This is a genomic window from Aquiflexum sp. (genome assembly GCF_977115555.1).
Genome location: NZ_CDSBKL010000092.1, coordinates 1 through 12307, shown reverse-complemented (window position 1 = coordinate 12307; position 12307 = coordinate 1). Strand labels below are relative to the sequence as shown.

The window sequence follows — 12307 nt, the reverse complement described above, 5'->3', positions numbered from 1 at the left end:
TTTTTATTTTAGCCAACCTAATTTCTTGTTTTTTATGCCTTTGATTGGAAAATCCACCTACGGAAAACCACCCAAATTCCTTTTCAACGGACATTTGGAAACGATCATTCCCAGTATTTTCAGGAAAATCCAAGGAGTCCAATATTCACGGGAAAAGATCAATACACCTGACGGGGATTTTTTGAATATTGATTGGTCAATAATTGGAAGCAAAAAACTCCTTATCATTTCACATGGCCTCGAAGGCAGTTCGGACAGGCACTATGCCATGGGATTGGCCAAATTATTCAACCAACATGGATTTGATGCTTTGGCTTGGAACAACAGATCCTGCGGTGGTGAAATGAACAAAGGACCCATATTGTACCATCATGGCGCTTCTTATGATTTGAAAACAGTCATTGATCATGTGGAAAAAAACCAATCCTATGAGGCTTACTTTTTGGCCGGAATCAGTATGGGAGGGGCACAGACCTTGAAATATTTGGGTGAAAATGGCTTGGGCTTGAATCCCAAAATCAAAAAAGCAGCTGTCTATTCCACACCCTGCAACCTTCCGGATTCTGCGGCGACACTGAAAGAGAAGCGGAATGCTTTTTACAAAAACCGTTTTCTCGGTAAGTTGAAAGCCAAAATGCAGGTCAAAGGAGAGCAGTTTCCGGGGTTGGTGGATTTGGATTTGCTGAAATTGGTTAAAGATTTTGACACCTTTGACACCCACTTCACTGCCAAAGTCCATGGATTCAAAGACGCGCAGGATTTTTATAGAAGTGTAAGTGCAGACAATTGGATGCCTGCTATACAGATCCCGACTTTGATCATCAATGCACTCAATGATCCGTTGATCATGGGCCGTTGTTTTCCCGTCAAGCTTGCCGAAACACATCCCCATATTTTTCTTGAAATGCCAAATAGGGGAGGGCACACCGGATTTTTGGTTCACGGGCAGGAATTCACCTGGGCCGAATACAGGTTTTTGGAGTTTTTAGGAAAAGATTGATTTACCTTACTTCTCAATTTTCATTTGATTATTTTCAAGCTTCCAATAAACCTTCCCATGAAAACCAAATCCAATAGTTTTTGTCAAAAAATGTCAAGAATTCTTTGCCTGCTGCTACTTTTTTCCCTATCCGTTTCAGCCCAGCAAATCCAAGGACCAAAGCTGATCGTCAGGGGAGATGATATGGGCTCGAGCCGCTCTGCAAATCTTGCAAGCATAGAGACTTTTGTCAACGGTATAGAAACCTCCATCGAGCTGATGGTCGTCACGCCATGGTTTCCCGAAGCTGCGCAAATGCTACGAAAAAACACTGGAATTGATGTAGGGCTGCACTTGGTCATCACTTCCGAATGGGATGGAATCAAATGGCGACCTTTGACCCAAACGCCGAGTCTTGTGGATAAAGAGGGTTACTTTTTACCGATGATAAGTCCCAACAAGAATTATCCCGGTCTGGCGATCACAGAAAACAAGTGGAACCTTCAGGAAATAGAGCAGGAGTTCAGGGCACAGATTGAGTTTGCCTTGAAGCATGTTCCCCAAATCAGCCATCTTTCAGGGCATATGGGTTCAACAGGTTTTGATCCCAAGGTGGCCGAAATGGTGGACCGCCTGTCTTCGGAATATGATCTGCCGGTAATGAGTAGGGCAGTGATGCAGGGTTTGGGGATTTCGGGAACGACATATGATGGAGCCAAAACCAGCTCCGCAGAAAAAGAAGCTGCATTTCTCCGCATGCTTGACAAGCTTGAGCCCGGCAAAAGTTACATGTTTGTAGACCATCCTGCCTACGACAACATCGAAATGCAGGGGGTAGGGCATATCGGCTATGAAAATGTGGCCGAGGACCGTCAAGGCGTCACGGATACCTGGACGAGTGAAAAGGTTAAACAAGCCATTTCTGATAAAGGGATAGCGTTGGTCAATTTCCCTTCTTTGGCCAAAGCATTGCCCAGAAACAATCCCGCAGCCGAAAATGTAAATCCAAAAAATATTACTAATTATTTGGAAGCTGTAAAAGCCAGCGGACAGGACCTTCACAGCCTGATGATACTTCGCCATGGCAAAGTGGTGGCAGAACATTACTTCGGAGACAATGCAGCCAATAAACCCCATGTGCTTCATTCTGTCAGCAAGACGTTTACTTCTACGGCCATTGGCTTTGCCGTTCAGGAAGGACTGCTCAAAGTCAGTGACAAAGTTATTTCATTTTTTCCCGACAAACTGCCTTCCGAGGTAACTGAAAACCTGAAAAAAATGGAAATCAGGCATCTTTTGACCATGACTGCAGGACATGACACAGACCCGACTAGGGCCACAAGAGGCGAAACAGAGAAGGATTGGGTGGAAGCTTTCTTGGCATTTCCTGTTGAACATGAGCCTGGTTCGATGTATGTCTACAACAGCCTTGCGACCTACGTCCTTTCAGCCATACTTCAAAAATCCACTGGGGAAAGGGTGATAGATTACCTGCAGCCGAGGTTATTCAGGCCTTTAGGAATTGTGGCAGCACGATGGGAAGAAAGTCCGCAGGGAATTCCTGTCGGTGGATGGGGACTTCATCTAAAAACAGAAGACTTGGCCAAGCTTGGACTCTTTTATCTCCAAAAGGGAAAATGGAATGGCAAACAGTTGCTCTCAGAAGCTTGGATAGAAGAGGCAAGCACCGCGCAAGTTCCTTCATTGCCCGCCGGTGTCAAAAGAGAAAACCTCAAAGTAAAAGCAAAAGACAGTGATTGGCTTCAGGGATATGGCTACCAATTATGGAGAAGCCGTCACAATTCTTACCGTGCTGATGGCGCCAATGGGCAGTTTATTTTGATCCTTCCGGAAAAAGACGCAGTTATTGTGGCCACAGCCAATATTCAGGACATGCAGGGGGAACTCGACCTGATCTGGAAGCATCTATTGCCGGGATTGAAGTAGTGACGACCCTACTTCCCAAACCTCTTCAAAGCCAAATCACAGACAGTTCCGCCGATCGACAGGGAACTCGTTGCGGCAGGAGAAGGGGCGTTCAGAACATTGATTGCAAACTCGCTTTCTTTGATACTAAAATCATCCAATAACCCACCTGTACGGTCGCAAGCCTGTGCGCGTACGCCTGCACCGCCATCTACCAAATCCGATTCAGTAATATCGGGTATCAATTCCTGAAGCGCTTTGGTGAATGCAGCTTTGGAAAAAGAGCGGTAAATTTCTCCCATTCCTGTTTTCCAATATTTGGCAGCCACTTTTTGGAATCCTGGCCACGCCAAGGTTTCTCTCAATTCTGCCAAATTGATATCGGTACGTTTATATCCTTCCCGTTTGAATGCCAAAACTGCATTGGGACCTGCTTCCACTCCACCTTTCATCATGCGTGTGAAGTGAACCCCTAAAAATGGAAAATTGGGATCAGGAACAGGATAAATCAGGTTTTTGACTAGGTATTCCCTTTCCTTTTTGATTTTGTAATATTCTCCTCGGAATGGAATGATTTTGACATCAATATCTTCTGTTTGGTTCATTTGGGCAACCTTATCTGAATACAAGCCTGCACAGTTGATTACCAATTTTGCAGCAAATTCTTGAATTCCCGTATTGATATAAGAAATACCTTTTAAGGTATTTATTTTCAATACCTTATGGTTAAAAAATATTTCTCCTCCCAACGATTTAAACTTTTTCTCATAGGCTTGAGCCACGACTTTATAATCAACAATTCCTGTTTGCGGTACGTGGATAGCAGCAACCCCGGCGCAATAGGGTTCATAATCTCTCAATTCATCCAAACTGATGGATCTTGTACCTATAAGTCCATTCTGCAAACCCCTTTCCAAAAGCCCGTTCAAAATCGGAACCTGTTCATGTCTGGTTGCGACGACTACTTTGCCTGTCAACTCATAAGGAACATTCTCTTCCTGACAAAACCTGATCAGTTCATGGTAGCCATTGATACAGTTGGTGGCTTTCAGAGAACCCGGCTTATAATACAGTCCTGAATGGATGACCCCGCTGTTGTTGCCGGTCTGATGCTTTGCTACCTCGGATTCCTTTTCGAGAATGGCGACTTTCAGGTCAGGTTTTTGTTGCTTGATTTTTAAGCCAGTGGCCAAGCCAACTATTCCTCCGCCTACAATGATGATATCGTATGTCATTTTCAGTATAATTGCAGACAAATATAAGGATGGGATTTATTTTTGAACAGTATAATTTTGAGGTATAAAACTATGTAGTGTTCTTATTCCATCTCAAAAAAAACAGAATCAGAACTTTTCCAAGACTTTTGCGTGTTTTGAGCCGTACCTTTAAACCATTATGAAAAGAATACTTTTATCAGTGATTATTTTTTTTGGCTTTTTGAGTGTTTCTCTTGCCCAATATGTCATTAAAGGTAAAGTAACGGACATAGAAACCGGCGATCCGATTCCCTTTGCAAGTGTGATTCTGAAAGGAACCAAAGTAGGGATTACTACTGATTTTGAAGGAAATTATACAATTTCGACTTCTGTCAAAGCGGATAGCCTTCAGGTAAGTTATGTGGGATACATATCCCAAAGCAAACCGGTAGTCTATTCCCAATCTATTCTTATCAATTTTCAATTGGTTCCCTCTACTTTCAACCTCTCAGAGTTTGTCTTTGAATCAGGTGAAAACCCGGCTTTTCCTATAATTCGAAAAGCTGTGGAGATGAAAGAGAAGTTTGATAAGAGAAATTTAACAGCCTATGAATCCGAAAACTATACCAAAATAGAATTGGATCTGGATGAGGTCGAAGGGGCTTTCAAAGAAAGAAACCAAGTCAAAAAAGTCATCGCTGTGATGGACAGCATCAAGCAGCTGACCAATGATGAAGGCAAAAAAATCCTGCCTGTTTTCTTCTCGGAAACCTATTCCAAATTCTATTTCCGGACAGATCCTTTATTGAAAAAGGAAGTCATCGAAAACTCTAAACTGAGCGGTGTGGGAATTACCGATGGGACGACAGTTTCCCAAATCACAGGTTCGGCATTTCAGGAATATAATTTTTATAAAAACTGGCTTACCATAGTAGAAAAGGAATTTGTCTCCCCGATCGCCGATGGTTGGAAGACTTATTATGATTTCGACCTGATGGATTCATTGATGGTCGGGGAAGATTTTTGCTACATGCTTAAAGTTTATCCACTCCGTGAACAGGATTTGGCGTTCAACGGCACGATTTGGATCAGAAAGGAAGATTATGCACTCAAGCAGGTGGATTTGACGATACCAAAATCCGCTAACCTTAATTTCATCGAAAGGATCAAAATCCAACAGGAATTGGTGGCGACAGATGCCGGGCCATTGCTTCCATCCAAAACAAGGGTTTTGATAAAAATCTCCAAAATCACTGAAAATACGGTGGGTCTGCTTGCCAAATTCTACAATTCAGGACAAAATTTCATAGTAAATAACCCGAAGCCTCCGAGTTTCTATTTTCAAGCCATACAGCTCAAAGAAAATTTTGACAAGGGCACGGAAGAGTTTTGGCAAAGTGTAAGACCCGAGCAGCTTTCTGACCAGGAAATTGTCTCCCGTCAGATGGTGGATACCCTCAGCAGGATTCCGGTGATCAGGTTTTATTCAGAGGGAATCAAGTTTTTGGGGACAGGATTTTTGCCTGTTGGGAAAGTTGACCTAGGACCTTGGACAGGTCTGTTGAATTACAATAATGTGGAAGGACTCAGATTGGGTGCAGGACTCAGGACAAACCTCAAATTCAGCAACAAATATGTTCTTTCAGGTTATTTGGCTTATGGATTTACAGACAAACAGTTCAAATACTTCCTCTCGGGCACCAAAATCCTTGACCGAAAAAGATGGACAACCATTCAGATCAATACCCAAAGGGAAATCGATCAGGTCGGATTGGAGATGGAGAACCTTTCGCTCAACAGTATATTTCTTGCCGCATCGAGGTTTGGAACATTAATCAAGCCTTATTATGCTAAATATTATAGGCTGATCACTCAGCGGGAGGTATTCAAAGGCTTTAACCTGACTGCGGGATTTACAAGGAAAGAATTCGATCCTTTATTTGATTTTAACTATTTAAATGAGTCAACTGGTACTTATCAAAACAGGTTTGACCTTGCGCAAGTCAACCTTGGAATCAGGTATGGAAAAGATGAAGTAAACATCATTAATGACAATTATAGGATTTCGCTTGGTCCGGTAAAATGGCCGGTTTTTGATTTTAGGTTTACACAAGGGTTGAACAGTCTTGGAGGAGATATAGATTACCAAAAATATGTCTTGAGTGCGTACCAAAAACTCAATTTGGGACTGTTAGGGGTCTCTAGGTATGAATTAAGGTCGGGTTTTGTCCGAGGTACAGTTCCTTATCCATTGCTAGAAAATCACATCGGAAACGAGACCATTTTTTATACCACCGTGGCCTTCAACTTGATGAATTTCAATGAATTTGCGAGTGATAGGTTTGCAAGTATAAGTTATCGTCACTCCTTTGAGGGTTTTGGTTTAAATTGGATTCCATTGATCAAAAAACTCAAATGGAGGGCAGTCGCCAATGCAAACGTACTTTGGGGTTCAGTCAGCGATAAAAACCTGATGAATTCATTTGTTCTGGACGAAGAGGGAAATCCTATTCCTCCATTTGGTAGGTTGGATCAAAATCTGCCATACATGGAAGTTGGCTATGGCATAGAGAATATTTTCAAGTTCTTCAGGGTGGATTTTTTCCATAGATTAACCTATTTGGACAATCCCGGAGCAAGGCCTTTTGGGGTGAAAGTGAGTGCGCAGATTATTCTCTAAGCTTTTGGAATATTTTACTCCCGGTTTCAATGGCTAATTATGAATTTAAAAAATAATGGACTTTGTTGCTTTTATCTTTAAAAAAGCCAACATCAATTTGCATATTTGCATCACCAAAACACATCTGTTTGTAAAGATGTGATGTTTCATCAAGTTAAATCAATAAATGTCTAACCAACAGATCAAAATTACGCTTCCCGACGGTTCGGACAGGGAGTATGAAAAAGGAGTTTCAGGGCTACAAATTGCACTTAGTATCAGCGAGGGTCTAGCCAGAAATGTGCTTGCAGCAAAAGTAAACGGTGAGGTTTGGGATTCAAGCAGACCCATTCACCAAGATTCCAAAGTCCAACTTTTGACTTGGAATGACGCCGAAGGAAAGAATACTTTTTGGCATTCCTCCGCCCACCTGATGGCAGAAGCCTTGGAGGCGCTTTATCCAGGTACAAAATTCGGAATAGGTCCTCCTATAGAAAATGGATTTTACTATGATGTGGATTTTGGAGACAAATCTCTTGACGGCTCTGAGCTTGAAAAGATTGAAGCCAAAATGATGGAATTGGCAAAACTTAAAAGCGAATATATCCGGAAAGAAGTTTCCAAAAAAGACGCTGTTGCCTACTTTACAGAAAAAGGAGATCCATACAAACTTGACTTGATCGAAGGCTTGGAAGACGGTTCGATTACTTTCTATGAGCAGGGTAATTTTACCGATCTCTGCCGTGGCCCTCATATTCCCAATACAGGTTTTATCAAATCGGTAAAACTCCTCAACATCGCCGGAGCATATTGGAGAGGTGATGAAAAAAACAAGATGCTGACCCGTATCTATGGTATTACTTTTCCAAAGGCCAAAGAACTTCAGGATTACCTTTTCATGCTTGAAGAAGCTAAAAAGCGTGACCACAGGAAACTTGGAAGGGAATTGGAGTTGTTTACTTTTTCCGAAAAAGTCGGCATGGGATTGCCTCTTTGGTTGCCAAAAGGAACACTTCTTCGTGAGCGTTTGGTAAACTTCATGAAAAGGGCTCAGGATAAGTCAGGTTACCAACAAGTAGCGACTCCCCATATTGGTCATAAAGCGCTTTATGAAACTTCAGGCCATTATGAAAAATACGGGAAAGATTCCTTTCAGCCAATCCACACTCCTAATGAAGGGGAAGAGTTTTTGTTGAAGCCAATGAATTGCCCCCATCATTGTGAGATTTACAAGCACAAGCCTAGGTCATATAAGGATCTTCCGATCAGGTATGCCGAGTTTGGAACGGTTTACCGCTATGAACAAAGCGGGGAATTGCATGGATTGACTAGGGTTCGTGGATTTACACAAGATGATGCGCATATTTTCTGCAGGCCTGATCAGGTAAAGGAGGAATTTATTAAAGTCATTGACTTGGTTTTATATGTATTCAAAGCCTTGGGATTTGATGACTATACTGCGCAGATATCATTGAGAGATCCTGAAAAAAAGGAAAAATATATCGGAACAGATGAAGCTTGGGAGAAAGCTGAATCTGCTATCGTTGAAGCAGCAGCTGAAAAGGGATTGGAAACTGTAACCGAGTTGGGCGAAGCCGCTTTCTATGGCCCAAAACTTGATTTCATGGTCAAAGATGCTTTGGGTAGAAAATGGCAACTTGGAACCATTCAAGTCGATTATAACCTTCCGGAAAGGTTCCAATTGGAATATATAGGTTCGGATAACCAAAAGCACAGGCCTGTGATGATTCACAGAGCACCTTTTGGTTCTTTGGAAAGATTCGTGGCGGTTTTGATTGAGCATTGCGCCGGTAATTTTCCTCTCTGGTTATCGCCTGAGCAAATTACTATTCTACCTATTTCAGAAAAATTCATTGAGTATGCTCAAGAAGTGAAAGCAATTTTGGAAGAGCAGGATATCATCGGAATGATAGATAACAGAGATGAAAAAATCGGACGAAAAATCCGGGATGCTGAAGTTAAGAAAATCCCATTCATGTTGATTGTCGGAGAGAAAGAACAGCAGGAAGGTAAGATTTCGGTCAGGAAACATGGAGAAGGCGATATTGGAAGTCTTTCTCCGGTTGAATTTGTATCCTATTTCAAAGGAATAATAGGAGAGTCACTTAAAAATTAAATTAATCGGTAATAATGAGGCAGATTTTTTAAATCTCAAATTAATTCCGATATTTGCACGCAATTTCATTAAATAACAACAAGAATTTGAAAGGAAAACCACCGTTCAGACAGAGACAAGAAGAACCTTACAAGGTTAATGACAGGATCAGAGCAAGGGAAGTCAGAGTCGTAGGAGACTACGTAGAAGGCGGAAACGCTGTTTTGACACTCGCTCAAGCCTTAAAAGTAGCCGAAGAGAATGAACTTGATCTCGTAGAAATTTCTCCAAATGCCACACCACCTGTATGTAAGGTGATTGACTATGCGAAATTTAAATACGAACAGAAAAAGAAGCAGAAGGAAATCAAAGCCAATGCTGCCAAGACTGTTTTGAAAGAAATCAGATTTGGACCAAATACCGATGACCATGATTTCAATTTCAAATTGAAACATGCCATCAACTTCTTAAAAGAAGGGGCAAAAGTGAAGGCTTATGTCCATTTTGTGGGAAGGTCTATCGTATTTAAGGAAAGAGGAGAGATGTTATTATTGAGATTTGCCCAGGAGCTTGAGGATTATGCCCAAGTAGAACAACTACCCAAACTCGAAGGAAAAAGGATGTTTTTGTTCTTGGCTCCAAAGTCATCTAAGAAATAATTTCAACAAACAAATACAGTTATGCCTAAAGTAAAAACAAAATCAGGTGCAAAAAAGAGGTTTACCTTGACAGGTACCGGCAAAATCAGAAGAAAGCATGCTTACAAAAGCCACATTCTGACCAAAAAATCAACCAAAAGGAAGAGAAATCTTACCAAAATGGGAATGGTTCATGAGTCAGATGAAGGAAGAGTAAAAGCAATGTTGAGAATCGGTTAATTCCAATTCCATTTCATTTGAAAATTAGGTTTATTTATTCACCAGGCGCTTCGGTATACAAGATCAACTGAGAAAAAGGTTGACACCAAGAGTCAAAAAATCAAAAAAATTATGCCAAGATCAGTAAATTCGGTTGCTTCAAGAGCAAGAAGAAAAAAAGTCCTAAAAGCAACAAGAGGCTACTTCGGAAGAGGTAAAAACGTTTGGACGGTAGCCAAAAACAAGTACGAAAAAGGTTTACAGTACGCTTACAGAGACAGAAAAGCCAAGAAAAGAGAATTCAGGGCTTTATGGATCCAGCGTATCAATGCAGGTGCCAGAGAATTTGGTATCTCATACTCTCAATTTATGGGATTGTTGAAAAAAGCAGACATCGAATTGAACAGAAAAGTTCTTGCAGATTTGGCTATGAATCATCCTGAGGCATTCAAAGCTGTTGTTGAAAAAGTAAAATAAGAACGCACTTTCTTATTTTAATATAAAAGCCCCTTAAATGGGGCTTTTTTTATGACTATTTTTCAATGAGTCGGGTTCAATTTCAGATTTTTTGGTATATTACAAATGTCCACCAATTCAAGAAATCAACCTTTAAAATCGCGTAAGCATTTGATTCTGAAGGTTTGGGATTTTAGTGAAAAAGGTTTATGAAAGCTAACAGGAAGGTCTTAACTTGATTAGTTGATAATTACATTGTGTTTAAATAAAAAAAGCTTCTCACAAGGAGAAGCTAAGTGTAGCGAGGAGGGGAGTTGAACCCCTGACCTCAGGGTTATGAATCCTGCGCTCTAACCAACTGAGCTACCTCGCCAAATCGGATTGCAAATATGAGGTCTTAAGTCTTGAATTGCAAACAAAATGTTTCAAAAAAAGTGACTTTTTGTTAACTAAATTAAAATAATAATGGTAAAAAATAAGTTTGTTGCTGATTATCAAATCAATACTTCAAGGAAAATTTTATTCCCGTATTTAAGTACTGCAAGTGGCTTGGCCGAGTGGTTTGCTGATGATGTGAATATCAATGAAGATAAAACATATAAGTTTCATTTTGATGGTGAAGACCATCACGCCAGAATAACTGCGTTAAGGACCAACATGCATGTTAAGTTTGAATTTTTTGATCCAGCAAACCCGGAGGAAAAGGACCATTCATTTATTGAATTTAAGGTAGATGAAAATGAACTGACCCAAACCATGTTTTTAAAAGTCATTGACTACAGCGATTCTTACGATGATGAAGAGTTGGAATCTATTTGGGAAAGTCTGATCCATACACTCAAAGAAATTATAGGAGGATAGTGAGAGTATTTTCTGTTCTTATGAAAATATTTCCAACCTTTGCCGTTACAATTCTAAGTAGAGGTTTTCATAATTAATGAAGAAAATTGATAAATTGATTTTGGGGTCTTTTATAGGACCCTTCTTTTTGACCTTTGTGGTGGTGGATTTTATTCTCCTTACCGTAAACATGCTCAAATATTTTGATGAAATCTTTGGTAAAGGCCTTAGCTTTTGGATTTACATGGAGCTGTTTTCCTATTTTGTTATAAGCATTTCCCCTATGGCATTGCCTTTGGCTGTTTTGCTTTCAGCTTTGATGACTTTTGGTAATCTCGGAGAGCATTTTGAATTGACAGCATTAAAAAGTGCAGGAATTTCTCTAGTAAGGGCCTTATTGCCAATCGGGGTATTTGTATTTTTTCTGACTATTGCTGCGTTCCTTTCAAATAATTTTCTTGTCCCAAAAGTGAATCTCAAGACTTTTGGACTTCTATATGATATAAGGATGAAATCTCCCGCTCTCGATATTAAGGAAGGTGTTTTTTATAATGGAATCCCAAATTATAGTATCAAAGTGAACCAAAAGTTGGATGAAGTCAGGCTTAATGACATTATCATTTACAATCATGCCGATGGACAAGGAAATATTAACGTTATATTAGCAGATTCAGGAAGGATGGAGCCTTTTTTTAACAACAACTATATGAAGCTGACTTTATATAATGGAGTTAGCTACAAGGAGTCTAGATCACAAAGGGGTATAAGCGAAAAGCCGGTTGACTTTAGCAGAACTATTTTTTCAGAAAACCAAATTGTCTTTGACCTTGCATCTTTTCAGCTGAATCGAACCCCGGAGGATTTATGGTCTACAAACCGTTCAATTAAAAATATTGCCCAACTTAAGGTCGGACTTGATTCCATGAGTTCTGAAATCAATCAGATTGTATATTATAACTATCTCAACACAGAATCCTCTTATCCCTATTTTACTAGAGAAAGAAAATTAACACCTCCAAAGGAGGTTACAAGTAGGAAGGAGAGAGATGATTCCATTAAAATCGCCAAAACAACCCTAAAGAATCAAAAAGAAGCCAATTTGGTTTTGGCAGGGTCCAAATCTGTTGATTCCTTAAATCAAAAGGCCTTTTCCCTAAATGATGATACGGTAAATGTCCTTAAGAAAGAATTGGTATTTGAGAAAGATTCTATTCCAGATTTGGCCATTCCAAAAAAGGAAAAAATCAATACATCGCTTGAGTCCTCAATAGATACCTC

Annotated in this window: 10 protein-coding genes and 1 tRNA gene; 9 read left to right on the top strand and 2 right to left on the bottom strand. The window is 40.3% G+C overall.

The window, feature by feature from the left end; genetic code table 11:
• The first annotated feature begins 34 nt into the window (after positions 1–34).
• Together ACZFYI_RS07775 and ACZFYI_RS07770 are read left to right on the top strand one after the other, a co-directional pair.
• Complete coding sequence (locus tag ACZFYI_RS07775) at positions 35–1000, top strand: YheT family hydrolase (RefSeq protein ID WP_462523558.1); 966 nt, start codon at positions 35–37, stop codon at positions 998–1000.
• 90 nt (positions 1001–1090) lie between these two features.
• Complete coding sequence (locus ACZFYI_RS07770) at positions 1091–2926, top strand: ChbG/HpnK family deacetylase (RefSeq protein ID WP_462523557.1); 1836 nt, start codon at positions 1091–1093, stop codon at positions 2924–2926.
• 8 nt (positions 2927–2934) lie between these two features.
• Here ACZFYI_RS07770 and lhgO read toward each other — a convergent pair whose 3' ends face one another.
• Positions 2935–4140, bottom strand: a complete 1206-nt coding sequence (gene lhgO / locus ACZFYI_RS07765; RefSeq protein ID WP_462523556.1) for an L-2-hydroxyglutarate oxidase — start codon at positions 4138–4140, stop codon at positions 2935–2937.
• Between the two features lie 160 nt (positions 4141–4300).
• On the opposite strand from lhgO, the gene ACZFYI_RS07760 reads away from it, so the two are divergent.
• The 5 genes from ACZFYI_RS07760 (at position 4301) to rplT (ending at position 10210) form a co-directional block, all read left to right on the top strand.
• Positions 4301–6781 carry a DUF5686 and carboxypeptidase-like regulatory domain-containing protein gene (locus tag ACZFYI_RS07760; RefSeq protein WP_462523555.1) on the top strand — a complete coding sequence of 827 codons (2481 nt, stop codon included), beginning with the start codon at positions 4301–4303 and terminating at the stop codon, positions 6779–6781.
• A gap of 166 nt (positions 6782–6947) precedes the next feature.
• Positions 6948–8897, top strand: a complete 1950-nt coding sequence (thrS, locus tag ACZFYI_RS07755; protein WP_462523554.1) for a threonine--tRNA ligase — start codon at positions 6948–6950, stop codon at positions 8895–8897.
• Positions 8898–8983: 86 nt separating this feature from the next.
• Complete coding sequence (infC, locus tag ACZFYI_RS07750; protein ID WP_241126401.1) at positions 8984–9535, top strand: translation initiation factor IF-3; 552 nt, start codon at positions 8984–8986, stop codon at positions 9533–9535.
• 21 nt (positions 9536–9556) lie between these two features.
• Positions 9557–9754 carry a 50S ribosomal protein L35 gene (gene rpmI, locus ACZFYI_RS07745; RefSeq protein WP_241143535.1) on the top strand — a complete coding sequence of 66 codons (198 nt, stop codon included), beginning with the start codon at positions 9557–9559 and terminating at the stop codon, positions 9752–9754.
• A 111-nt stretch (positions 9755–9865) separates the two neighbouring features.
• A complete protein-coding gene (gene rplT, locus ACZFYI_RS07740; protein WP_462523553.1) occupies positions 9866–10210 on the top strand; it encodes a 50S ribosomal protein L20 in 345 nt (114 codons plus the stop codon).
• A 278-nt stretch (positions 10211–10488) separates the two neighbouring features.
• Here rplT and ACZFYI_RS07735 read toward each other — a convergent pair.
• Positions 10489–10562 (bottom strand) — tRNA-Met (locus ACZFYI_RS07735).
• 92 nt (positions 10563–10654) lie between these two features.
• Between ACZFYI_RS07735 and ACZFYI_RS07730 the strand changes: the two genes are divergently transcribed.
• Positions 10655–11050: an START-like domain-containing protein gene (locus tag ACZFYI_RS07730; protein ID WP_462523552.1), complete on the top strand. Its 396-nt coding sequence runs from the start codon at positions 10655–10657 to the stop codon at positions 11048–11050.
• A 76-nt stretch (positions 11051–11126) separates the two neighbouring features.
• Positions 11127–12307: LptF/LptG family permease (locus ACZFYI_RS07725; protein WP_462523551.1), on the top strand; the 1181-nt coding region annotated here is incomplete at its 3' end.